Below are 24,693 nucleotides of genomic sequence, written 5' to 3'. Positions count from 1 at the left end.
CTCTGATGACAGAGACTTTTAATTTGCTATAGGAGGATTGGAATAATGAATGAGTTTACCAGAAATTATTTATGTAAACATATGGGGATCAATGAAGCTGTTATTGATTATGTTTCTTATAGTGAAGAAGAGATTAAGCCTCACTTCAGTGAACTTGATACAATTAGGGAGTTTAATCAGTTTAAGGTAATTGAGGCTATGCAGTTTAACAGACTAAGCTCCACAGATTTTTACTGGACTACAGGCTATGGCTACGGAGATGTGGGAAGAGAAAAGATTGAAAGTATATTCGCCAGAGTATTCAGAGGAGAAAGTGCTCTGGTTAGACCTGCGATTGCTTCGGGTACACATGCCCTGAATCTTACCCTCTCAGGTATATTAAGACCTGGGGATCAGCTTCTCTACGCTACAGGTAAGCCTTATGACACGCTCTTAAAGGTTATAGGTACCAAGGGCAGCATGGGAGGGTCTCTGATAGATTATGGAGTCAGCTACAAGGAAGTACCATTGAAAAATAATTTAATGGATATAGAGGCTATTCTTGATTCAATTGAAGATTCAACGAAAATAGTTGCTTTCCAGAGATCCACCGGCTACAGCGATAGGAGAGCTTTTACCGTATCTGAGCTGGAGGAAGCAATTTCTGCGGTAAAAAATAGATTTCCTGAAAAGATTGTAATGGTGGATAACTGCTATGGTGAATTTTTGGAGGAGAGGGAACCATTAGAGATTGGAGCAGACATAATTGCAGGATCGCTCATAAAGAATCCAGGCGGTGGCCTGGCACTTTCAGGAGGATATGTAGTTGGTGGAGAGGATCTTGTGGATTTGGTCGCTAATAGATTGACCGCTCCAGGTTTGGGAAAGGACACAGGATTGACATTTGGTACAAACAGGACTACGATGCAGGGATTGTTCCTTGCACCACATATAACTATGGAGGCAGTAAAGGGAGCACTACTAATGGGAAAAGTATATAAAAACCTGGGTTTTAAAATCGTTCCTGAGTTGGATGATATAAGAAGTGACATCATCCAGGGCATTGAGCTTCAGACAGAAGAGAGGGTAAGTGAATTCTGCAAAGGGATACAAGCTGCATCTACAGTCGATTCTTATGTTATACCTGAAGCCTGGGATATGCCTGGGTATGCGGATAAGGTCATTATGGCTGCAGGAGGATTTATTGAGGGATCATCGATCGAATTAAGTGCCGATGGTCCTATGAGAGAGCCGTACTATGCATATTTCCAGGGTGGACTGACATATGATCATTGCAAATTGGGAGTATTAAAATCACTTAACAATCTTTATGTAAAAGGCTTAATAACACTATAAAATATTAAGTTTAATTAATGAATTTATTGTAAAAACAAATCAGGTCTGAGGTGATACTAAAGCCCTCAAACCTGATTTATATAGTTTTGAAGATCAATACTTTCTAAACAGACCCTTTACCTTGCCAAGTATTACGACTTCAGTTGAATATATGGGCTCCATAAATTGATTCTCAGGCTGCAGCCTTATTCTGTCCGTTTCCTTATAAAATCTCTTTACAGTAGCTTCTTCTCCCAACAGTGCAACCACTATGTCTCCATTCTGGGCAGTTTTTTGTTCTTTAACAAGAACAAGATCTCCATCCATTATCCCTGCATCTATCATACTTTCTCCCTGAACCTTCAGCATGAATACATTTTGACCTTCAACATCCTCAAGAGGGAGTGGGAAGGTATCCTCGATATTTTCAACAGCGAGAATAGGGGCTCCTGCAGTGACACGTCCAACAATTGGAACGTCAACAGTCTGTCTCTTCCGAAAATTAATGTCCGAATCAACACCAACGATTTCGATAGCCCTAGGCTTTGTAGGATCTCTTCTAATATAGCCCTTGGTCTCCAGAGTATTCAGATGGGCATGAACCGAAGAGGGGGAGCGCAACCTGACAGCGTTACATATTTCTCTCACTGTCGGTGGATAACCCTTTGTTGCAGCTTCTCGTTTGATGTATAGCAATATGTCAGTCTGTTTCCTGGTTAGATCTTCATACATAGAATCCACCTCGCTTATTAGATAGAACACCTGTTTTGTTGATTATATCACAGCTAACAAAAATAATCAAACATGAGTTCGATTATTTTTGCAAAAGCTATTGACACAGAACAAGCGTTCGTGTATGATTTAAGTAATCGAACACATGTACACTAAACGCGAGGTGTTAATATTGAAAGCGAAAAGATATGTCATTGTAAACCAAACCAGATTTTTTACCTTCATAACACTGATCATTGCCGTTGCTTCACTTATTTTATTCACTTTGTTCAACATGTCAGGCGCTTATGGATCAGAGCTGGAAACAAAATATGAGGAGCACCTTGTAACCGCTGGTGACAGCCTGTGGGAGATCGCACTTGAATACGCACCAGAAGACTATGACATTAGAAAACTCATATATGAAATAAAGGAGCACAACAACCTGCAGACCAGTATGATCTATGAAGGAGAAAGGCTGTTGATACCAATGATTGCAAGCAACGACTAATAATCGTTGCTTTTTTTCTTCCTGTTTGCTAGAGGGTTTGACTTTATGGCATCTCTAAGCCTTTCATCGTCCAGGTGAGTGTATATCTGTGTCGTGGAGACTGATTCATGCCCAAGGATCTCCTGAAGAGCCCTTATGTCAACATTACCATACTTATACATAAGAGTAGCAGCAGTATGTCTTAATTTGTGAGTAGAATAGACGGTTGGATCAAGACCGGACTTTTGAAGGTATTTATCTATCATGTGCTGTATAGCTCGGTTGCTGAGGCGTTGCTTTCTTTTGCTGAGAAACAATGCTTTTTCCCCAGGGGAGGAGGGACGTACGTTTATATAGTCTGTTATAGCTTCAACACACGCCTCGTTAAGAAATATAGTTCTTTCCTTGTTGCCTTTACCAATGACAGTCAGATTATCACCGCCGTTGATCTTGTCCAGATTGATGCTTGATAGCTCTGACAGACGCAGACCACAATTTAAAAACAACATAATAATTGCATAATCTCTTGCACGGTATAGCTCATTTTCAACTGAAAGCACTGTATTTAACAGTGTTTCAGCCTGCTCAAGCGTCAGGTATACAGGATATCTGTCATCTGTCTTGGGAAATTCCAGCTGCTCAGCAGGATTTTTTTCAAGCAGGTTAACTCGGTTGGCCAGATATTTGAAAAAGGACCTCACAGAAGCTACTTTACGTGCTCGGGTAGAACTACTATTGGAGCGCTTCTTGTCAGTATAGGAAATATAGGCATGAAGATCCTGTATGGACACTTTTCTTAGAAGCTCGACATCTATGTCATCAATCGGAATATCATCGAATTCAACTGAGCTGTCGACCATTTTGAATCGAAGCTTTAAAAATCTCAGAAAGGTCCTTAGGTCAAAATAGTATTCCTTGACAGTATTGGAGGAGGTTCCTTTGATTGTTTCCATATAATCCAGGTAGTCCTCGAGTATCTGGGGTATTTTCATGAAAATGACCTCTTTTTTTATATTATTAGTCACAAAATAGTTATTTTGTGACTAATAATATGATACCATATAACCATTGAAAATGCAACTTTTTTTCTATTGCTTCGTAATGAATAAATATTTTGCTGTCACTATTATTGAGTTTAATTATTAGCACTCAACTATATTTCCAATAACCTCAGAGTCTTGTGATTTTGGCGTCTTAAATAATGATCATATCATTCATCAAACTAAACATTAGTCAAATCTTATTTTGTCGATATTTTGTAAAATACATAGATAATTTTGATCTTTAATTCTATTTATAGAATAAACTTATTTTCAAGAATGCCCTGGGTCAGGATCCTGCTTGTATGACCTTGCACCGCTCCTTATACCTTTGATCGTAGCAAGGCATGTTGTTGTATGCTTTTTATATTTTAGAGGTCTTAAAATCGATTCTGAGGCCTCGTTTTTTGTAAACATATATATGATTTCCCAAAAGAGCCTTTTTAGGTGAGAATTAAAACTATAAAGCTCTGAAAATATTTACGATGTATTACTTTATTGTTAATCATCTCTCGGACCATAATAAAAACTCAGGCGATGGTTTACGTAATATAATTATGTAAACCATCGCCTGAGTTTTTATTGCATGGTGTTATTATTTAGCTCCCAGCAAATTTTTGACTCTTTCGAGACCTTCTTCAATATTTTCCATAGAAGTTGCATATGACAATCTCACATAATTGTCATCTCCAAAAGCTATTCCAGGTACTACTGCAATCCTGCACTTATCCAATAGAAGATTTGTAAAGTCAACTGAGTTTTCAATTTTCATGCCCTCTACTTCTCTGCCGTAATATTGTGAAGAATTTAACATAACATAGAAAGCACCCTTTGGATTTAGGCAACTAAGGTCCTTGATATCATTAATAAGTTCGACCATTCTTTTTCTTCTGTGATCAAATTCATCTCTCATTTGGAAAATACTAGTTTGGTCTCCCAAGAGTCCCTCAACGCTAGCATATTGTGAAATTGAGCTTGGATTTGAAGTTGTATGACTCTGTATATTAGACATGATCTTAGTTATTTTCTCATGGCATGCTGTATAACCAATCCTCCAACCAGTCATTGCATAAGCCTTAGACATACCATTTACAATTATAGTAAGTCTCTTGATATCATCATTCAAGGAAGCAATACTTATATGCTCCTCACCATCATAGACCAATTTTTCATATAACTCATCGGAGATAACAAATATATCGTTTTTAATTGCCCAGTCCGCTATATCCTGAAGCTCTTCCCTGCTGTAGACTGAACCAGTCGGATTGCTGGGGCTGTTTATGATCAATGCTTTCGTCTTATCGGTCTTGTATTTATCGAGATCTGCTGAGTTGAATTTAAACTCCTTTCCCTCAAAAGTAGGAATAATTACGGGTTCACCACCTGCAATCATAACCAATTCAGGATAGCTTACCCAATAAGGTGCACTGAAAATAACCTCATCTCCAGGATTAAGTATTGCCATTAGGGCATTGTAAAGCGAATGCTTTCCTCCGTTAGAAACAACGATCTCAGTGGGCTTATATTCAAGTCCGTTGTCTTCCTTAAGCTTTTTACATATAGCCACTTTTAAATCAAGAGTTCCAGAAGCAGGTGTATATTTTGTAACACCTTTTCTAATTGCCTCAACCCCAGCATCCTGAATATTTTCAGGAGTATTGAAATCAGGCTCCCCAACACTGAAACTTATTACTTTTTCACCAGCTGCTCTCATAGCTGCAGCCTTTGCAGTTATCTCCAGGGTAACTGATGGCTCGATTGATAGACCCTTCTTGGATAGATTAAACTCCATTTAACTTCCTCCTAATCAAATTTTGATGTTATAGATATCTTTTAATACATTTCTTATAATAAACAGTGAATCATCAAAGGAAGATTTGTTCATCTGCTTGATAACATTGTAGTGTTCCCTTCCCTTATCAGTAATGTGATAGATCCTGATAGTACGTTTGGTGGGTTCATCCCAGTGCCCTGTTATATAGCCTTCACTTTCAAGCTGATTCAGAAGAGGATAGATCATTCCCGGACTGGGGCTCCATTTTCCGTTAAGTCTCCTGCTGATCTCATCTTTAAGCCGATTACCATAATAGCTTTTCGAATTCAATAGATGAAGTATATAAAGCTTCACAAAGGATGTGGTGCTTATGGTAGTCGGGAATTGTCTGTGCCTTTCCCCTGATTTCAAAATAATCTCTCCTTGAATTGAGGTAGATGATCCAGATCGATTGATACAATTCCAAGGATCTCATCATCTCCATGGAAATCTGACCCGCCAGTTTGAAGCAAACCATTCATGATACAAAGTTTTGCAAAAAATTCCGTATCTTCCTTCGAGTGCTTAGTATGAAAACACTCTATGCCCATTATACCCTTTTCTATGCAAAATGTCACCGTTTCCATTTTGAGCAGGAGCCCAGGATGAGCCAATACTGAAATACCGCCTATGGAGTGAATAATCTCGATGGCTTCATTGACTTTTAGTTCGAATCTTTCCACATAAGCAGGCCTATCTTTACCAAGATATAAATCAAAGGCTTCTGGTATACTATGAACATAACCAAAATCAATGAGATTTCTGGCGATGGTAGCTCTCCCAATAAAACCATTTTTCCTTGCTTCCTCAATGATGGCTTCCATGGGAAGCTTAATTCCCAGGAGTTCAAGTTTTTGGAGTATTTTTTCACCCCTGATCCACCTCTCATCTTTTATTTGAATGAGCGCATCCTTTAATTTCGAACTTTGATGATCTATAAAATATCCCAGGACATGGACCTCCTCATCACCTTCAACACAGCTGAACTCTATCCCAGGCACAACCTTGAAGTCATTGATCGTATTTGATTCAGCTATTGCCTCCGGAATACCATCAATACTATCATGGTCAGTTACGGATATCCCTGAAAGTCCAATAGCTGAAGCTTTTCTCACCAGCTCCCCAGGAGTAAGTAAACCATCTGAGTACTTAGTGTGTGTATGAAGATCGAATAATTTCAACTTTTCACCCCCATATTCATATCCAAAAATAGAAAAAACCTGCCTTAATTGGCAGGTCCGTTTTCTATTTGGCGTATTCTATAGCCCTGGTCTCTCTAATTACGTTAACCTTAATCTGACCAGGATAATCCAATTCTGATTCAATCTTCTTCACAATATCTCGAGCAGTATGAATAATTTGTGCCTCTGTAATATCCTCTGGCTTGACCATAATTCTGATCTCTCTACCAGCCTGGATTGCAAAGGATCTCTCAACACCTGGGAACGAATTAGCTATTTCCTCAAGCTTTTCAAGTCTCTTGATATAAGCTTCCAAAGTTTCTCTTCTAGCACCAGGTCTGGCGGCTGAAATTGCATCTGCTGCCTGCACCAGAACTGCCTCAACTGTTTGTGGTTCTACGTCACCATGATGCGCTTCCATACAGTGGAGAACATCTTTAGACTCCTTGTATCTTCTTGCTAAATCGACACCGATAGCCACATGTGGACCTTCTATCTCATGGTCAACAGCTTTGCCTAAGTCATGAAGCAAACCACCTCTTCTTGCTATCTTGACATCAGCCCCTATCTCGGCTGCAATTATACCTGCAAGCTGAGAAACCTCAACCGAATGCTTAAGAACATTTTGCCCATAGCTGGTTCTGTATTTAAGTCGGCCTAAAAGCTTTATGATTTCAGGATGTAGTCCGTGTACAGCAGCATCAAATGCTGCCTGTTCGCCTGCTTCTTTAATGGTATTTTCGACCTCTTTTCTGGCCTTTTCAACCATTTCCTCAATCCTTGCAGGATGTATCCTTCCGTCTACTATCAGCTTCTCAAGTGCTATCCTGGCAACCTCTCTCCTGATTGGATCAAAGCCTGATAGAACTACAGCCTCGGGCGTATCGTCGATTATGAGGTCGATTCCGGTAAGCGTCTCCAAGGTTCTGATATTTCTTCCTTCTCTACCAATGATCCTGCCCTTCATTTCATCATTTGGCAACGCAACTACAGTAACTGTCGTCTCAGCGACATGGTCTGCAGCGACTCTCTGAATTGTCGTAGAAATGATCTCCCTGGCCTTTTTGTCAGCCTCTTCCTTCGCCTTAGCTTCCATTTCTTTAATCATCATTGCAGATTCCTGAACGATTTCTTTTCTTGTTTCATTTAAAAGCAACTCTTTGGCTTCATCAGAGGACAAGCCGGACAGTCTTTCCAGCTCCTGTGTCTGTTTTAGATAAAGTGCATCTACTGCCTCTTCCTTATCTTCAAGGTTTCGCAACTTTTTATTGAGATTTTCTTCCTTCTTCTCAATAGCTTCATTTCTTCTGTCAATGGCTTCTTCCTTGTTTTGAAGCCTTCTCTCAAGCTTTTGGATCTCATTTCTTCTTTCTCTGATTTCCCGCTCGATGTCATTTCTTGATCTGTGAATCTCTTCCTTGGCTTCTAAAAGGAGCTCTTTTTTTCGAGCTTCGCCATCTTTAACAGCATCTTCAGTAATTTTCTTGGCTAATTCTTCAGCATTTTTTATCTTTCCTTCGCCGATGTATCTTCTAATGAAGTATCCAACGAAAACTCCAATAATCAAGCCTGGAATTGCAAAAATTAAAGATTCAATAGGAAACACCTCCAGTTTATTAAGTTTTCAAGTTCCATATATCAATTATACCTAATCTCAATGACCATTAAATGTCTAAATGGCCTTATCATTCCATGGATAATTATCAAGGTTATACCCTTGGATATGAAAATTCCTTCATAGGAATGGGTAAAATCGTATATTTCATATGGTTACATACAACTTAATTTTATTACTTTTGTTGTTTCCTGTCAAGGCATTATACTCACTCAATAGGAGTTACAATGCTTGTATTTCCTGAGTATTCGACTCTATAAGCACTATTGGACAGTGCAGCAAGGTGAGAGTTATGAGTGACCATTATTACTTGTCTGTTGAATATCTCAGATGTTTGTTTTAAGAAGTCTCCAACATTATGGATATATTCCTCGCTGACATGCTTTGCGGGCTCATCAAGAATCAAAGGCCCTGATATTGGAGGCTTGTGAGTTTGCAAAAAAGATATCCTAAGAGCTAATGACACAATATCTACAACCCCTCCCCCTCTGGACTGTTCAGGCTTGGTTTTTAAAAAGAAATCCTTTGTATTGTTAACTACATAGAATTCTGCACTGGCTTTGTTTCGAAGTTCATCCAACTCAATTTGAAACTCCACGGAAGAATCAAAAATATATTGAAGGCATTTAGTTACCAAAGCTTCGATTTGGTTTTTTGCCTGATCCCTTGCAAATTGAGAAGTCATTTGAAATAAGGACATTACTTTTTCGAGTATATCTTGTTCCTCATTGAGATCTTTAAGAACCCTTATCTTTTCATTTCTGATTTCCATCAGTTGATCCCTCTTACCCTCCTGCCTTTCTATCTGCAGTATTAGTTTTCTTGATCTTTCCTTTAATTCATTGATATCCGGGGTCATTTTAATCACCTATTTATTTAGTAAATCATTAGGGAGCATTTCATTCGCTTTCTTTAATAGCTCTTCAATCCTAACCCTAAGTGATTCTATTTCTTTATCAAGATCAGCTGGTTCAACTCCCAGTGTTTTTAACTCTCTAATTATCTGATCCTCCTGATTCTTTAACTGCTCGAGCCTTGCTTCTGCTTTATACTTCAAAGTTTTCGCCTTTTCAAGACTTTCCTTTAAAGTGTTTAACTCCTTTTCATAGTCCATATCATTGACCTCCCAGATGGTTTTTAATTAGGTGTTCTACTGTGTCTTCACTAATATCGCTTAAACAATAAGGGCACTTTCCAATCTCTATAAGCAGATTCCCATATCTTTCTAATAGCATTCTGTGCCTTTCATCGTTGATTTTCAATTCGTTCAATGTGCTGTTGATATTCCGTTTATTATCATCGTATCTGCTCTTGATAGACTTGATCATTAGTTGCCTCTCTGAAAGTGTATTGCATTGATTAATCATATCTTCATTGTTTAGGAAGCTTTCAAGCTTACCCAAGTAATCATTGCCTTTTGCTATACCCTTCATTGCCTCATTGTATTTATTTGATAAATCTATGAGTCTGTTATATCTGGATAGATCTCCTTCAAGAATTCCAACATCCTGTTCTGTCTCATCTGCTGATCTAAGAATATTCAGCCGGTCAGTAAGTCCCTTTTTTTCAGTCAAGACATTCTTATATTCGAAGTAGAATTTGGTCAGAGCTGCCAATCTGGATGTCAAAGAAGACGTTTCAGACTCGATTTTTTGGATATCCTCAATGTGATCGAGCTGACTTGATGCTTTAATCCATGAGCTTCTTTCTTCAAGAAGCTGCTTGAAGTTATTAGACTTACTTTTTAACACTTCATACTTAAAAACCAGGTTGGCTGTATCCTCGATATTTTGCTTTGCATTGTCAATGTCACTTAGCTTGATGAGTGCATCTAACTGGTGATTCTTCTCGATTGATATATCATTCAACGACTTAAAGTAAAACTCAAGCCTGGTTTTTACTTCCAGTAAATTCTCAGCTTCGTTTATCAGAGCAGAGCTTATCATACTCCTATTTCTTAATTCATCAAGATATTCAAATTCCTTGATCTCCTCATTCAACTTGACCAATGCATCTTCGGTTTCCTTTTTTCGAAGGCTGATGCTTCTAATGTCCCTTAGGACGTCTCTCAGTGCATCGTCCAGAAGATTTACTCCAACTAACCTGCCAATTGCATTAGCCCGCGTGGAAGGTTTCTCTGTCAATAGAAAAGGACCCTCAAGCTGTTCTCCCAGGTTGATAGCCGAGCTGGAATCCTGATCAAGGATTATTTTAGTTATACCGGTTGCATCGACGATCTCCTGCGGTACACCAGATCCAATTCCTTCAAATCTCATTTCCTCATCATCCGGATTCAAAAGTACATAACCATTCTTACTCCTGCTTCTGTACCTCTTCAAAGTCGTACCATCGTTGAATTCTATAGTTACACTGCACTCCTTTTCACCTTCTCTGATAAAAAAATCACCGGCTGGCTCATTATAAAGGGCCCACTTCAAGGCTCTGATAACAGCAGATTTACCGGAATCCGAAGGGCCAACTATGACATTAAGCCCTTGTCCTAAGGTAAATACCGATAGACTATGAGATTGAAAATTTTCAATTATTATTTTAGAGATATATTTCATCTTATCACCTGCCTATAGGCTCTTCATTTGAACTGCAACCAGTCTTTTAAGAGCTTCTTCGCGAATTCTCTTAGGGACATTTTCTGCAAAGGCTACCTCAGTAATGAGGTCGTTAATATCAAGCTTTTCGAACTCCAAAGCCGCATCAATAGATTGCTTGAACTCGATTATTCGCTCACTTCTGAACACTCCGTTTTCAAGCACTGTCCTGTCCAATACCTCAGCGCCCGGCTTAGCTGATTCAAGATACAATTCTTCGATTTCGATTGATGATCTGCTAAGCTCAATCAATATGACTTTGGGCATTCTTTCAATTTCCTTCAGGCTATTAGTAACTCTGACAAGACTTCCAGGATTAATGAAATACTTCCCGTCTCGAATTATGGTTTTATACCCTGCATGGTAGTGTCCTGATAGTGTAATATCAGCCTTGGTTTCAATTATATCATCTACAAGCGTATAGGGTATGCCTTTAATAAATGGTTTGTCCAGCAGCATTCCATGAACAACATTGATGGAGTAGTCAGCTTGATCCGCAATATTTTTAAGAATATATGAATTTGGATCAGAGTCAATATCATAAGAATAGGGAACCCCGGAAAGCTGGACGGTAACTCCATTCTTTTCTACAAGTATTGGCGAATCCTTTTCCAGTACCTGCAAAAAATCAAAGCTCCTTAGCAGCCCAAGCATAGTTCTGTCAAGGGTATCAGGGTTATGACCGAATATATCGTGATTTCCACTGACAATAAAAATTGGCTTCTCAATTAGCTTTAGTATCCCGGCAAACCTTGTTACTACCGAAATAGATATGTCAGGTCTATCAAATAGATCACCACCATGGATCACGTAGTCGATATCCTTCTCTTTGACCAATCCTGCGATTTCAGAAAATTTAACTTCAAGAGTTCTGATAAAGTCATCGGTCCTGTTCTTAGGATTTGATCCTCTAATATGTGTATCTGTGAAGTATATAAATCTCATAGCAATCTCCTAACATAAAACCTCCCGTTAAAGGAGGTTTGTTTCATCTATTCTTTAGTGGTTGAGTCATCAATATCTTTGATAAGTCCAAACTTTTGTCTTACCAATTTATCAATTTCCTGATATAGCTTGGGATTCTCTCGAATGAAATCCTTTGCATTCTCGCGACCCTGGCCTAACTTTTCGTCATTATAGCTATACCATGACCCTGATTTTTGAATGATTCCAGCCATAACTCCAGTATCTAGAAGACTTCCTTCTCTGGAAATACCCTGACCATACATTATGTCGAATTCCGCTTGTTTAAATGGGGGTGCTACCTTGTTTTTTACAACCTTTACCCGTGTTCTGTTACCTACGACTTCATCGCCTTGTTTAATAGAGTCGATCCTTCTGACATCAAGACGAACACTGGCATAGAATTTTAGTGCTCTTCCTCCTGAGGTCGTCTCTGGATTCCCAAACATTACCCCAACCTTTTCTCTAAGCTGATTGATGAAAATACAAGTAGTATTGGACTTACTAATAGCTCCGGCAAGCTTTCTAAGGGCTTGTGACATTAGCCTTGCCTGAAGTCCGACGTGCGAATCTCCCATTTCACCTTCAATCTCTGCCCTCGGAACAAGAGCTGCCACAGAGTCTATGACAATGACATCCACTGCACTGCTCCTGACTAGTGCTTCTGTTATCTCAAGCGCCTGCTCCCCGGTATCTGGTTGTGAGATGACAAGATTCTCGATGTCGACTCCCAGTTTTTTAGAATATCCAGGGTCAAGAGCATGCTCAGCGTCTATGAAAGCTGCTATCCCGCCATTTTTTTGAGCCTCGGCAATAACATGCAGGGCTATGGTAGTCTTACCAGATGATTCAGGCCCATATATTTCGATTATCCTGCCTCTTGGTACACCGCCAATTCCCAGTGCAATATCCAGATCAAGAGATCCTGTGGATATGTACTCCATGTTCATTTGAGCGCCTTCTCCAAGCTTCATTATCGAGCCTTTTCCAAATTGCTTTTCGATTTGGCTTAATGCCAGGTCAAGAGCTTTCTTTCTTTCATTGATGTCTGTCATAATAATTCCAGTTAAACTGGATTCACCCCTTTCTGTGTCTCGAACATTAGTTCTATATATTAATGTTACACTATTGACGACATCTAGTCAACGGATTATTCAAAAATTTGTGCAGATTAGCCAGTGCAAGACTTGCAGCTTTTTCCTGTATAGCTTGTCTGTCACCTGTAAAGATCCTTTCAAAAATCTCCACTCTTGTCTTGTCCGCTACACATATATATACTAGTCCTATCGGTTTTCCTTCGCCTGTGGAAGGCCCGGCAAAGCCTGTGGTAGATATTGCAATGTCAACATCTTTACGATTCAAAAGACCTTTAGCCATTTCGACTGCAGTTTCCGAACTCACAGCGCCGTATTTTTCGAGCGTATCTTCACTTACATTAAGATCTCTTACCTTAGACGCTTCAGAGTATGCAATTATGCCGGATATAAAATGTCTTGAGGCTCCTGGGATTTTGGTAATACGCCTTGTAATTTCACCTCCAGTAACTGATTCTGCAACTGCCAGGTTGAGATTCTTATCTTCAAGCCTATTTAGTACAGCCTCTTCGATTGTTATATTGTCAAATCCATAGATACTGTCTCCAAGCCTTTCCGACAGTCTTTCTATCAGGATTTTCGAATTTCGTTCCAGTAGTTCCTTATCATATCCCTTTCCTACGATCTTTATTTCGACTGTACCCAGACTTGCATAAGTATTAACAGTAAAGTCAGGAATATTGATATCCATTTCTCTAAGGATCTCTTCCAGAGCTGACTCCCCTATGCCTATAGTGTTTATGGAGCGTATTGAAATATGAAGGTCGTCTTTAATCAATTCTGTTACAAAGCCCTCAAACATGGGAATCATTTCACGAGGTGGACCAGGAAGAAGTACTATAAGTTTTCCTTCATGCTTTATAAATATGCCAGGTGCGGTACCCTTAAGATTAGGTATGAATTCTGTTCCCTCAGGCTTCCTGGCTTGTTTCAGATTGTTCGATGGCATTGGTCTGTTGGAGTAAGTAAAAATATTCTTAATCTGCTCCTCGACAGAGATATCAGAAATCATGCTACGACCTAATACCCGGGCAATAGTCTCTTTAGTTAAGTCATCCTCAGTTGGTCCAAGCCCCCCGGTTAGAATTATTAAATCTGATCTGTCGACCGCAATCGAAAAAACACTGGACAGCCTCACTGGGTCATCGTCAACTGATGTATGATAGCAAACCTCCAAGCCCATCTCTGAAAGACGTTTTGAAAGATAGACTACATTGGTGTTTACTATACTTCCCAGCGTGATTTCAGTCCCCACAGCGATTATCTCTGTAATCATTCTTTTCCACCTACCTGTCTCCTGAACTGAGAATATGATAATTCTTAATAATATAGTCGGCACCAGATATTATAGTCAATACGAGTGCAAGATAGAGCATAAAAACATCCATCGGAATACCGAGATAGCTAAATGGAAAGTTATTTAACAGCAACAGAATTATTGCTGTGAGTTGAGATATGGTTTTAGCCTTTCCCCACTTGCTTGCTGCTATGGTAATGCCCTCAGAGGCTGCAATTATTCTGAATCCGCTTATTGCAAACTCTCTGGCAATTATTATAATCACTACCCAGGCTGGAACCTTACCAGCACTTACGAGTACTATAAGGGCAGCCGCAGCCAATACCTTATCTGCAAGAGGATCTGCAAACTTACCAAAATTCGTGATGAGGTTTCTGGACCTTGCAATGTGGCCATCAAGAGCATCTGTAAATGAAGCTATTATAAATATTGATGCTGCCAGATAATTGCTGAAGGGTATATCAAGATAAAATACGACAACAAATACAGGTACCATCAAAACCCTTAAGAGGGTGATCTTATTAGCAAGATTCATCTCTAAGCTCCCCAATCAAATCATATTCCAAGAACTCAACTGCCTGAGCCTTAACTATTTCCCCCAACTCCAGCTCTCTATTGCTCTTTACATAAAATACTCCATCTATTTCAGGGCTATCCATATAGCTTCTTCCAACATAAAGTCCCTCTTCAGCAAACTCTTCGATCATAACATCATAAAAATTTCCTACTTTGTTACTCATAAGCTCTTCAGAAATTTTCATTTGAAGTTCCATGATCCTCTCTCTGCGTTGCTCCTTTATTGCATCATCGATTTGGTTAGGTAAGGAGAATGCAGGTGTACTCTCTTCACGTGAGTAAGCAAAGACACCAAGTTTATCAAATCTAACTTCTTCCACAAAATTACATAGCTCATTGAAATCTTCCTCAGTTTCCCCCGGGAATCCGACGATAAAGGTTGTCCTGAGAATTAAACCCGGCAATTTGCTTCTAAGTTTTGTTATTGTATCAGTGATTTCCATTCTCGTAGTCCTTCTATTCATAAGCTTAAGTATTCTGTCACTTGCATGTTGAAGAGGTATATCAAGGTATTTGGCTACCTTTTTATTTCTTTTTATGCTATCAATAAGTTCGTCGTTTATGTTATCCGGATAAACATAGAGTAGTCTGATGAGTTCAACACCCTCAACAGAATTCAGTCTGTCCAGAAGATATCCCAATTTATACTCATCATAAAGATCTATTCCATAATCTGATGTATTCTGTGCAATGAGTATTATCTCCCGCACGCCTTTTTCTGCTAGATCAGAGGCCTCCTCAACTATGTCTTCAATCCTTCTGCTCCTGTGTCTTCCTCTAATCTGTGGTATTATGCAGTATGTGCAGAGGTTGTCACAGCCTTCTGATATCCTAACATATGCCACAGGGCTTGTTACTTCCCTATCAATTCTCTCGAGATATTCTGAGTTAATATTATCTGTTGAAATTATTCTTTCACCCTTGTTTATTCCTTCCAGTACTGCATTTAGATATTTAATATTCCCGGTTCCAATAACTGCATCTACCTCAGGCAACTCCTCTAAAAGCTCCTTAGAATAGCGTTGAGCCATGCATCCTGCCAGGATCAGTCCTTCACAATTGCCTCCGACTTTATATTGTGCCATAGATAAAATGGTATCTATTGATTCTTCTTTAGCTGCCTCAATGAATCCGCAGGTGTTCACAATAATAATATTAGCTTCTTCGGGTTCATTTACATATTCAAAGCTTCTTTTATCAAGTATTCCCTGCATAAGCTCAGAATCAACCTCATTCTTTGAGCACCCCAATGTCACTATGTTTACTTTCTTTCTACTCATCTGCAGTCTCCCATTCTTCAAGTTCTGTTTCAGTTATTAATACTTTTCTTGGTTTGCTACCTTCGTAGCCTCCAACGACCCCTCTTTCCTCCATATCATCAATAAGTCTTGCAGCTCGGGCGTATCCAATCTTTAGCTTTCGCTGTAAAAGCGATATCGATGCTACTCCCTCTGCAACAACAAGCTTAATAGCTTCAGGCAGAAGATCATCTCCTTCATCATAGCTTACCTGTTTTGTATTCTGAACTACATCCAGTATGTTCTCATCATAATTGGGCATATTTTGCTCCTGCAGGTATTCAACTACCTTTTCAACCTCGTTGTTGGATATAAATGCACCTTGGAGCCTTACAGGCTTGGAATAGCTCGATGGATAAAACAGCATATCTCCCTGACCAAGAAGCTTCTCTGCACCAGCCATATCCAGGATAGTTCTGGAATCAACCTGCGAAGATACTGCAAAACTGATTCTGGAAGGTATATTAGCTTTTATCGTCCCAGTAATGACATCCACTGATGGTCTTTGAGTAGCCACGATAAGATACATACCAGCAGCTCTTGCCATTTGGGCAAGGCGGGCAATATAATCCTCTATCTCCTGTGCCGCAACCATCATAAGGTCAGCTAACTCATCAATTATTATCAGTATCTTAGGCAACTTATCCCCATCGGTTGAATGCTTTTCATTATATGATTGTATGTCTCGGACATTACTCTTTGCAAAGAGCTTGTAACGCCTCTCCATCTCACCAACTGCCCAGTTGAGTGCAAAAGCCGATTTCTTAGCATCAGTTACAACCGGGATGAGCAAATGCGGGATACCGTTATATACACTCAACTCTACTACCTTCGGGTCAATCAAAAGCATTTTCAGATCTTCAGGCGAGCTTTTATAGAGTAGCCCCATAATTATTGTATTTATACAAACGCTCTTTCCGGATCCGGTGGCACCAGCAATTAAAAGATGAGGCATTTTATCAATGGTCGAAATTACGACATTTCCAGTGATATCTTTCCCAAGGACAAGAGGGATGTCTGACTTTGAATCGGCAAACTCTTTAGATTGGATCAATTCTTTGAATAATACCATATCCTTTGTCTTATTTGGTACCTCGATACCTACTGCTGCCTTGCCTGGAATTGGCGCCTCTATCCTGATATCCGATGAAGCAAGGCTCAGCGAAATATTGTCTGACAGTGATACGATCCTGCTTAGTTTGATCCCAGGGGCAGGAGAAAGCTCGTAGCATGTAATTGTAGGTCCTACGTTTATGTGTGATACTTTAGCCTCTATGCCGAAGTTTCTCATCGTTTCTTCTATTATTCTCGCATTATTCAGGATGTCTTTCCTATTGTTCCCTTCTGCCTTGGGGGCTGGGGATTGAAGCAAGCTAATGGGTGGAGTCTTGTAATAAATTTTTACGACTTTTTCTTGTTTTTCCTTTATTTCCGAGTCTATAGTCTGAGCTTCCTTAACTAGTTGGTCCTTTGGTATTTTAGGTAGTGATTCTTTCTTTTCTTTCTCAATACCATCTGGGTGTTGTTGGTTTTTAGTGTAATCACTGATTCTTATTACCTCAGTTTTTTCTTCCAGAAATCGGTCCGGATTTACAGGAGCCTGTTTTTTTGCTGCAGTCTCCTTGACTTGCTCAACAGGCTTTATTACCTTTATGCTTCTGGCCTTTCCCAATACTTCCTTTACCGTGAGATTTGTAATTATCAACAAGCTGGCTGTTATCGAAAAAGCCAGTACTACATAAGTACCGACAGAACCAAAGAGTTTGTAGAAAAAGAATCCGAAGAAGCTTCCTAAAACTCCTCCTCCTCTATTGGCGCGGGACAATTCCAGCCCTGATTTTATCCTGTCAATAAGGCTTGAAGAGTCCATGTTTATTCCATCGAGAACTATAAGGAAGCTTAAGAATATAATTATCAATGCTACAAGTATCCTAAGCTGGATCCTGTCAAATCTTTCCATCAACAGTATTATTCCAGATCCAATTATAAATAGAGGAAAAAAATATCCCCCAAAACCCATCAACGAAAATGTAGTGCCATTTATTATCTCCCCAATAATACCCATTTTCAAGCTGAACAGACTAAACAGCATGACAACTCCTACTCCTATGACGAGTATACCTATAATGTCCAATCCTAATTTATCAACTGTTGCTTTTTTTGATTTTATGTTATTGTCTATGGGCTTAGCGTTTTTCCTCATAATGTCACGTATAATCCAATTAACCTCTTTAATAGAGGGGGTTGGATTATTTCTCCTTTCTCCCAAATTATTTGGGGATTATCTATTACTCCGTTATTATAATGATAAAGCACTGTGGATTTGTTTCTATTTTGCTACAGCTTTGACTGTTTTGAGGTGACTCAGACCACAGCTTTTCGTCTTCACTGGTAATTGGTTAGTTAACGCTTTGACGTTTGTATTTACGTGATTACATGGCCGGAAACCTTGTGGAAAACAACAGTGCTAAATATTATTAAAGGAGGTATTTCTAATGTTCTATGTCGGAATCGACATCTCTAAGTTCAAACACGACTGTTTCATTGTTACTGAAGCAGGCGAGGTTGTTTGTGATTCTTTTTCTATCAAGAACGATTCTGATGGATTTACAGAACTCTTATCTGTTCTAGATTCTCTTTATCCTAAAGAGAATGTAAGAATAGGGTTTGAATCTACTGGTCATTATGCTTTAAACCTGAAGTTGTTCCTCGAAAAAGCCCACTACAGCTTCATGGAATTTAACCCTGTTCTTCTCTCAAAGTTTAACAAGTCTCAGTCTTTAAGGCGTACCAAAACGGATGCAATTGATTCCATATCCATTGCCCGCTGGCTTATGACGGTTGATTACAAACCCTATCCAATAGGATTTTATCATACCTATGCGCTTAAGTCATTAACTCGTCTTCGTGACTCTCTTGTTAAACAGAGAAGCTTTTACATGGTTAAGATTACAAATGTCCTTGATCACGTCTTTCCTGAGTTTAAGCCATTTTTCAATAATCGGTTTAGCAAGACTGCTATCTACCTTTTAGATAATTATGGTTCTGCCAAAAGTATTGCTAATATGAATACTAGGTCCTATGATGCTTTACGCAGTATTTCCAGAGGAAAATTCTCTATGCAAAAATTTATAAAGCTAAAAGAATTGGCCAAGAATACCGTTGGCTGCGATCATGAACTTTTTACTTGCCAATTGAATAGTCTGCTATCTTTGTATAAACAATTAGCAAATGAGGTAGACTCTCTTGAAAGTCAAATTGAATCTTTAATCGTTGAAATTGATCCCAAAACTTTATCTATACCTGGGATTGGCCCTCTGTCAGCAGCTGTTATATATGCTGAATATGGTGATTTATCTAGATTTAATTCCCCTGCTCAGATGCTTTCTTTTGCTGGGCTTGAACCAGGTTATTATCAATCAGGGACGTCGGAACATGGTGGAGGTATGGTTAAAAGAGGTTCTTCCCATCTTCGCTACACCTTGATGAATCTATGTATTCCATTGATTCAATACAACATGACATTTGCTGAGTACTACCACAAAAAGCGTAATGAAGGTAAATCACACCGTGTGGCATGTTCTCATCTTGTCAAGAAATTGATTCGAGTCATCTTTACTCTTGAAAAGAATGGAATTGATTTTGATCCAACAAAACTTCGCTGATTGTGTAGTGGCGATCAGTAACACTAAAGTCTGATTGCTTTTTGAAATGATCTATCAAAAGGCTTGTTTGGTATGCCCATTTTTGTTTCATCATATTTCTAAAAAAATCATTGACTTTTAATAGTTAGTCACCTCTAATTGTTTACAAATCCCATAACGATGGTCAATATCCCAAGAACCCAAAGATAGTATGAGAAATACTTGAGCTTATTGTTATTTAAGAGCTTTATCAGAGCCTTTATTGCAAAGACACCAGTAACAGCTGAGAGTATGACACCAAGGACCAATTGTCCGTTTATAAAAGCCCCTCCTCCTTCAGCTACGTCCTTCATGCCTAATAAAAATGCTCCAAATGTTGCAGGTAAAGCTAGTAAAAATGAAAACTCAGTCGCAACTGGTTTTTTCAAACCTCTGAATAGTCCGCCTACTATCGTCGAGCCAGATCTTGATATACCGGGAATAATTGCAATCCCCTGGAAAATCCCTATAAGGACGGCATCAAGCAATCTTACATCCTTCACATCCTTGCCTTCGTTTCCTTTTTTTTCGGCAATCCATAGAAGAAATCCAGTCACAATGAATGCAACACCTATCGGAATTATTGATGTGTAAAGAGATTCAAAAAAGTCCTTGAAGGTCAAGCCAATCAATGCAGTAGGGATAGAGCCGATGATGATTAGTAGCCCAAACCACTGATGCCTGGTAAGCTTATGGACTCTTTTACCTTTTATTAACGATCCAATAAGCCCTATGAACTCATAAATTATTCTTGCAATATCCTTGAAATACACAATAAATATAGAAATCAAAGTACCAAAATGCAGCATCTCTGTGAAAAAGAGATTCCCTTCCTTTATGTCGAACAAGTACTGTAATAATGCAAGGTGACCAGAACTGCTAATTGGTAGAAACTCTGCTATACCTTGAAATATTCCCATGACTATAGCCTCAAACCAACTCAATTTATGTATCCTCCCTATGCTTGTTAATCTTAATTATATCACAATCTGAGAACATTAATTATAATCTGGCCGTAGAGGTTAACATCGTCTTACAGGCCTGTGTGGCCAAATCCATTCTTACCTCTCTCAGTATCATTAAGCTCTTCTACCAGTTCAAAATCAATTTTTTCATACTTGCAGAGCACCATTTGCGCAATTCTGTCGCCGTGTTTTATCTCAAATGGCTCGGTGCCAAGGTTTATTAGTATGACCTTTATCTCTCCACGGTAATCACTGTCAATGGTTCCTATCCCGTTGGCAAGGGATATTCCATTGTTTATTGCAAGACCACTCCTGCCTCTTATTTGAGCCTCATACCCCTCTGGGATCTCTGCGAATAATCCGGTTGGGACAAGGTATCTCTCAAGTGGCTTAAGAATAACAGGCTCGTTCAAATTAGCCATAAGATCCACCCCGGATGCACCCGGTGTTTTATACTCAGGTAAGCGTAGGCTTCCCTTGTTTACAATCCTTACATTCATTGGCTCATCTCTCCTCCCGTCAAAATAGAAGCAAGCTCTTTCTCAAAAGCACCTTTGTTTTTAACATTGCCGACATAGGAAATATTTAAATGGTTCCAATCGATATATTTGTCGATCACTCTAATGACCGAATCCATGTCAACATCGTTTATCTGCTTCATTACATCTTCTGGTGTCTCTATCTTTTTATCGTGAAGAAGACACTTGCCCATTTCATACATTTTATTGAAAGAGCTCTCAAGACTTAAAATATAACTTCCCTTCAGGTGCTCCTTTGACTTGTTAAGCTCGACTTCACTGATATACTCCTGTTTTATCCTAACCAATTCAGATCTTAATAGCTTTGCAACCCGATATACTTGTTCGGTATTAAGAGCCAGATAGATAGATAACATACCAGCACCATTATATGAGGTTATGGAAGATTCTATATTATAAACGAGCCCAAGGTTCTCTCTGATTTCCTGAAATAATCTTGAACTCATCGTTCCACCAAGTATGTTATTTACAACCATAAGGGGGAAGATGTCCTCCGAATAAGTCGATGGTCCTGTAAAACCAAGGCAAACATTCATTTGCTCAATATCCTTGATGAATCCGTCAAGCTTAAATGTTGGTGAGTAGTCGTATGAAGGAGTTACAAAATTGTTCAAAGAGAAATTATTTGAATTAAAGCTTCCGAATTTTTCATTAAGCAAGTTATAGGCTTCCTTCTCGTCAAGGTTTCCTGCAGCTGCTATTACCATTCTCTTGGGTTTATACTTTTCATAAAAGTATTTCACGATCTGATCCCTTGTGAATGATTTTACAGTTTTCTCAGTTCCCAGTATAGGCATTGCCAGGCTCATTTTGTCATAAAGCAGCTCATTCAAGAGCTCGAAGGCGAGATCCTCCGGAAAGTCCTGATACATGTTTATCTCTTCGATTATTACACCCTTTTCTTTCTCGATCTCATTTTCATCGAAGGTTGAGTTATTCAGCATATCACTTAATACATCAACTGCAATCGGCAGATGCTCGCTAAGCACCTTTGCATAATAGCATGTGTGTTCCTTGCTTGTGAAGGCATTGATCTGCCCCCCGATATCATCTATTGCTTCAGCAATCTGTCTTGCGCTGCGGTTTTTGGTCCCCTTAAAAAGCATATGTTCAATAAAATGAGACACACCATTATTATTTTTATCTTCATAAAATGAGCCGCTTTCAATAATGATGCCAAGAGTTATCGAATTTAAATAAGGAACCCTTTGCATAATAGTCCTTATTCCGTTATCTAAAGTTCTGATTTTAAACATCTATTCCTCCGAAAAATTAGTCTATACCACTATTTTAACAGTTTAGTGACTGGTTTTAAACAGAAATAAACATGAACCGAATCGGTTCATGTCTCATCTCTACTTATCTTCAGTATTTTCCTTTGGAGGTTCGTCCTTTAGAAGAACTTTCCTTGATAGGTTTATTCTTCCCTGACTATCGATTTCCATTACTTTAACGGTTATCTCATCGCCAACCTTGACTACATCCTCCACCTTATTCACTCTTTCCTTCGCGAGCTGTGAAATATGGACAAGCCCTTCCTTACCATTAAGCACTTCAACAAAAGCTCCAAAGTTCATAATTTTCGTAACCTTACCAGTATATATCTCACCAGCTTCAACTTCCTTGACTATATCCATGATCATCTGGATTGCTTTCTTAGCTCCCTCTCCGTCATTGGACACAATAGCCACTCTTCCATCGTCCTCAATATCTATTTTGACACCTGTTTCATCTATGATCCTGTTGATGACCTTGCCCCCTGGGCCTATAATGTCTCTGATCCTATCAGGATTGATCTGAAGAGTGTGGATCCTTGGTGCGTATGGAGAAAGCTCAGTTCTCGGAGTCTTGATTGTCTCTTCCATTTTATCGAGGATATATAACCTTCCTATCCTGGCTTTTTCAAGAGCTTCCTTAAGGATTGGCTCATCGATACCGGGTATCTTGATGTCCATTTGGATTGCAGTTATCCCACCTCTTGTCCCTGCTACCTTGAAGTCCATGTCTCCCAAATGGTCCTCCAAACCCTGGATGTCTGTCAGGATGGCTACCTTATCCTCATTCTTTATTAGTCCCATTGCTATTCCAGCTACCGGTGCCTTTATTGGAACCCCTGCATCCATGAGCGCCAGGGTACTACCACAAACACTTGCCTGGGATGTGGAACCATTAGAGCTCAATACCTCTGATACAAGTCTAAGGGTGTAAGGAAACTCACTTTCGGGAGGAATTACAGGCTCCAGTGCTCTTTCGGCAAGAGCTCCATGTCCTATTTCTCTTCGCCCCGGGCCTCTCATTGGTCTGGTTTCCCCCACTGAAAATGCAGGGAAATTGTAGTGGTGCATATATCTCTTTGATTCCTCTTCACCTAAACCGTCAATTATCTGAACGTCTCCTGATGCACCGAGTGTTGCTATAGTAAGGACCTGAGTCTGTCCTCTGTTGAAAAGACCTGAACCATGGGTCCTTGGGAGTAGCCCTACTTCCGAACTGATTGGTCTTATTTCATCAAGACCTCTGTTATCGGGTCTCTTGCCTTCCTCGGTTATCAGCTTTCTAACCTGCTCCTTAATTATCTTATCAAGTACATCCGCAATATCCTTCTGTTTATCGGGAAATATCTCAAGTACAGCTTCAGTTGTTTCCTCCTCGACAGCACTTACCTTATTATCTCTCTCAGCTTTATCGACAGTATTCAATGCTTCAGCCAGCTTTAAGGTTGCAAACTCTCTTACCTTTGATTCAACCTCTGGATCAGGGTTGAAAAGCTGATAATGGACTTTCTCCTTGCCACATTCTTCGACTATTCCATCGATGAAATGACAAATCCTCTTGACTTCTTCATGCCCAGCCAGTATAGCCTTAAGCATTGTCTCCTCAGTTATGAACTGAGCACCTGCTTCAACCATCATGATCGCATCCTTTGTTCCTGAGACGACCAGGTGAAGTTCAGATCTTTCTCTTTGCTCGCTGTTGGGATTAATCACGATTTGTCCATCAATTAATCCAACAAGTACTGAACCCGTCGGCCCTTGGAATGGGATATCAGAAATGGACAAAGCTATAGAAGATCCTATCATGGCCACAATTTCAGGACTCGTATCCTGGTCTACACTCATTACTGTTGCAACTACCTGGACGTCATTTCTAAAGCCATCAGGGAACAATGGTCTAATTGGTCTGTCTATTAAACGTGAAGACAAAATTGCCTTCTCACTTGGTCTTCCCTCTCGCTTGATAAATCCACCTGGAATCTTTCCAACAGCATAAAGTTTCTCTTCATAATCACAGCTTAATGGAAAGAAGTCAATGCCCTCTCTTGGTTTTTTTGATTGCGTTGCCGTAACTACAGTAACTGTGTCACCATACTGGACCATGCAGGCACCACTGGCTTGTTCGGCCAGCTTCCCTACTGTTACTGTCAATTCCTTCCCGGCAAGCATATAATGGAATTTTTTCTCCATAAAATACCTCCTCTTGATTTCTATATGTCAATACATTTGTGTCT

General features: G+C 39.4%; 22 protein-coding genes. 3 read left to right on the top strand and 19 right to left on the bottom strand.

All coding sequences use genetic code 11. The features are described 5' to 3' along the window. The first annotated feature begins 45 nt into the window (after positions 1 to 45). Positions 46 to 1,335 (top strand): methionine gamma-lyase family protein, encoded by a 1,290-nt coding sequence (locus tag EC328_RS05770; protein ID WP_128425911.1) that lies wholly within the window; start codon positions 46 to 48, stop codon positions 1,333 to 1,335. Between the two features lie 93 nt (positions 1,336 to 1,428). On the opposite strand, the gene lexA is transcribed toward EC328_RS05770, so the two are convergent. After that, positions 1,429 to 2,046, bottom strand: a complete 618-nt coding sequence (lexA, locus tag EC328_RS05765) for a transcriptional repressor LexA (RefSeq protein WP_128425910.1) — start codon at positions 2,044 to 2,046, stop codon at positions 1,429 to 1,431. A 172-nt stretch (positions 2,047 to 2,218) separates the two neighbouring features. Here lexA and yneA point away from each other — a divergent pair, with 172 nt between their 5' ends. After that, positions 2,219 to 2,536 carry a cell division suppressor protein YneA gene (gene yneA, locus EC328_RS05760; protein WP_164906043.1) on the top strand — a complete coding sequence of 106 codons (318 nt, stop codon included), beginning with the start codon at positions 2,219 to 2,221 and terminating at the stop codon, positions 2,534 to 2,536. On the opposite strand, the gene EC328_RS05755 is transcribed toward yneA, so the two are convergent. The 14 genes from EC328_RS05755 to EC328_RS05690 form a co-directional block, all read right to left on the bottom strand. After that, positions 2,533 to 3,507, bottom strand: coding sequence for a tyrosine recombinase XerC (locus EC328_RS05755; RefSeq protein WP_128425908.1), 975 nt, complete (start codon positions 3,505 to 3,507; stop codon positions 2,533 to 2,535). The two genes, yneA and EC328_RS05755, sit on opposite strands and share 4 nt — an antisense overlap. 643 nt (positions 3,508 to 4,150) lie before the next feature. After that, positions 4,151 to 5,347, bottom strand: coding sequence for a pyridoxal phosphate-dependent aminotransferase (locus EC328_RS05750; RefSeq protein ID WP_128425907.1), 1,197 nt, complete (start codon positions 5,345 to 5,347; stop codon positions 4,151 to 4,153). 15 nt (positions 5,348 to 5,362) lie between these two features. Then, positions 5,363 to 5,740: a PadR family transcriptional regulator gene (locus EC328_RS05745; RefSeq protein WP_240671454.1), complete on the bottom strand. Its 378-nt coding sequence runs from the start codon at positions 5,738 to 5,740 to the stop codon at positions 5,363 to 5,365. Next, entirely contained in the window at positions 5,737 to 6,549 is an 813-nt protein-coding gene (locus tag EC328_RS05740) for a PHP domain-containing protein (protein WP_164906042.1), read from the bottom strand. Before EC328_RS05740 ends, EC328_RS05745 begins: the two co-directional genes overlap by 4 nt. A gap of 64 nt (positions 6,550 to 6,613) precedes the next feature. Next, a complete protein-coding gene (rny, locus tag EC328_RS05735; protein WP_206363960.1) occupies positions 6,614 to 8,161 on the bottom strand; it encodes a ribonuclease Y in 1,548 nt (515 codons plus the stop codon). A 211-nt stretch (positions 8,162 to 8,372) separates the two neighbouring features. Beyond that, positions 8,373 to 9,023, bottom strand: coding sequence for an OLD family protein (locus EC328_RS05730; RefSeq protein WP_128425903.1), 651 nt, complete (start codon positions 9,021 to 9,023; stop codon positions 8,373 to 8,375). A 9-nt stretch (positions 9,024 to 9,032) separates the two neighbouring features. Next, positions 9,033 to 9,278 (bottom strand): hypothetical protein, encoded by a 246-nt coding sequence (locus EC328_RS05725; RefSeq protein ID WP_128425902.1) that lies wholly within the window; start codon positions 9,276 to 9,278, stop codon positions 9,033 to 9,035. Position 9,279: 1 nt separating this feature from the next. After that, a complete protein-coding gene (locus EC328_RS05720; RefSeq protein WP_128425901.1) occupies positions 9,280 to 10,731 on the bottom strand; it encodes an AAA family ATPase in 1,452 nt (483 codons plus the stop codon). Positions 10,732 to 10,743: 12 nt separating this feature from the next. After that, the gene (locus EC328_RS05715; protein ID WP_128425900.1) at positions 10,744 to 11,715 is read right to left on the bottom strand and encodes a metallophosphoesterase family protein; all 972 of its coding nucleotides are present in this window, start codon (positions 11,713 to 11,715) and stop codon (positions 10,744 to 10,746) included. A 47-nt stretch (positions 11,716 to 11,762) separates the two neighbouring features. After that, positions 11,763 to 12,788, bottom strand: coding sequence for a recombinase RecA (gene recA, locus EC328_RS05710; RefSeq protein WP_128425899.1), 1,026 nt, complete (start codon positions 12,786 to 12,788; stop codon positions 11,763 to 11,765). A gap of 70 nt (positions 12,789 to 12,858) precedes the next feature. Continuing rightward, positions 12,859 to 14,103, bottom strand: a complete 1,245-nt coding sequence (locus EC328_RS05705) for a competence/damage-inducible protein A (protein WP_128425898.1) — start codon at positions 14,101 to 14,103, stop codon at positions 12,859 to 12,861. Positions 14,104 to 14,113: 10 nt separating this feature from the next. Continuing rightward, complete coding sequence (pgsA, locus tag EC328_RS05700; protein ID WP_128425897.1) at positions 14,114 to 14,659, bottom strand: CDP-diacylglycerol--glycerol-3-phosphate 3-phosphatidyltransferase; 546 nt, start codon at positions 14,657 to 14,659, stop codon at positions 14,114 to 14,116. Next, positions 14,646 to 15,980 (bottom strand): 30S ribosomal protein S12 methylthiotransferase RimO, encoded by a 1,335-nt coding sequence (gene rimO, locus EC328_RS05695; protein WP_128425896.1) that lies wholly within the window; start codon positions 15,978 to 15,980, stop codon positions 14,646 to 14,648. The genes pgsA and rimO overlap by 14 nt, the downstream gene beginning before the upstream one ends. Further along, positions 15,973 to 18,201 carry an FtsK/SpoIIIE family DNA translocase gene (locus EC328_RS05690; protein ID WP_128425895.1) on the bottom strand — a complete coding sequence of 743 codons (2,229 nt, stop codon included), beginning with the start codon at positions 18,199 to 18,201 and terminating at the stop codon, positions 15,973 to 15,975. The genes rimO and EC328_RS05690 overlap by 8 nt, the downstream gene beginning before the upstream one ends. A 292-nt stretch (positions 18,202 to 18,493) precedes the next feature. On the opposite strand from EC328_RS05690, the gene EC328_RS05685 reads away from it, so the two are divergent. After that, positions 18,494 to 19,663 (top strand): IS110 family RNA-guided transposase, encoded by a 1,170-nt coding sequence (locus tag EC328_RS05685; protein WP_128425894.1) that lies wholly within the window; start codon positions 18,494 to 18,496, stop codon positions 19,661 to 19,663. Positions 19,664 to 19,797: 134 nt separating this feature from the next. On the opposite strand, the gene EC328_RS05680 is transcribed toward EC328_RS05685, so the two are convergent. The 4 genes from EC328_RS05680 to EC328_RS05665 form a co-directional block, all read right to left on the bottom strand. Next, positions 19,798 to 20,625 (bottom strand): undecaprenyl-diphosphate phosphatase, encoded by an 828-nt coding sequence (locus EC328_RS05680; protein ID WP_128425893.1) that lies wholly within the window; start codon positions 20,623 to 20,625, stop codon positions 19,798 to 19,800. Positions 20,626 to 20,714: 89 nt separating this feature from the next. Continuing rightward, positions 20,715 to 21,146: a dUTP diphosphatase gene (gene dut / locus EC328_RS05675; protein ID WP_128425892.1), complete on the bottom strand. Its 432-nt coding sequence runs from the start codon at positions 21,144 to 21,146 to the stop codon at positions 20,715 to 20,717. After that, on the bottom strand, positions 21,143 to 22,441 hold the full coding sequence (locus EC328_RS05670) for a M16 family metallopeptidase (protein ID WP_128425891.1): 1,299 nt from the start codon (positions 22,439 to 22,441) through the stop codon (positions 21,143 to 21,145). The genes dut and EC328_RS05670 overlap by 4 nt, the downstream gene beginning before the upstream one ends. A 99-nt stretch (positions 22,442 to 22,540) precedes the next feature. Continuing rightward, entirely contained in the window at positions 22,541 to 24,649 is a 2,109-nt protein-coding gene (locus EC328_RS05665) for a polyribonucleotide nucleotidyltransferase (protein WP_128425890.1), read from the bottom strand. Positions 24,650 to 24,693: the final 44 nt, after the last annotated feature.

This window comes from Gudongella oleilytica (assembly GCF_004101785.1).
In the GTDB taxonomy this organism is placed as follows: domain Bacteria; phylum Bacillota; class Clostridia; order Tissierellales; family Tissierellaceae; genus Gudongella; species Gudongella oleilytica.
This window is presented reverse-complemented; position numbering and strand designations above follow the sequence as displayed.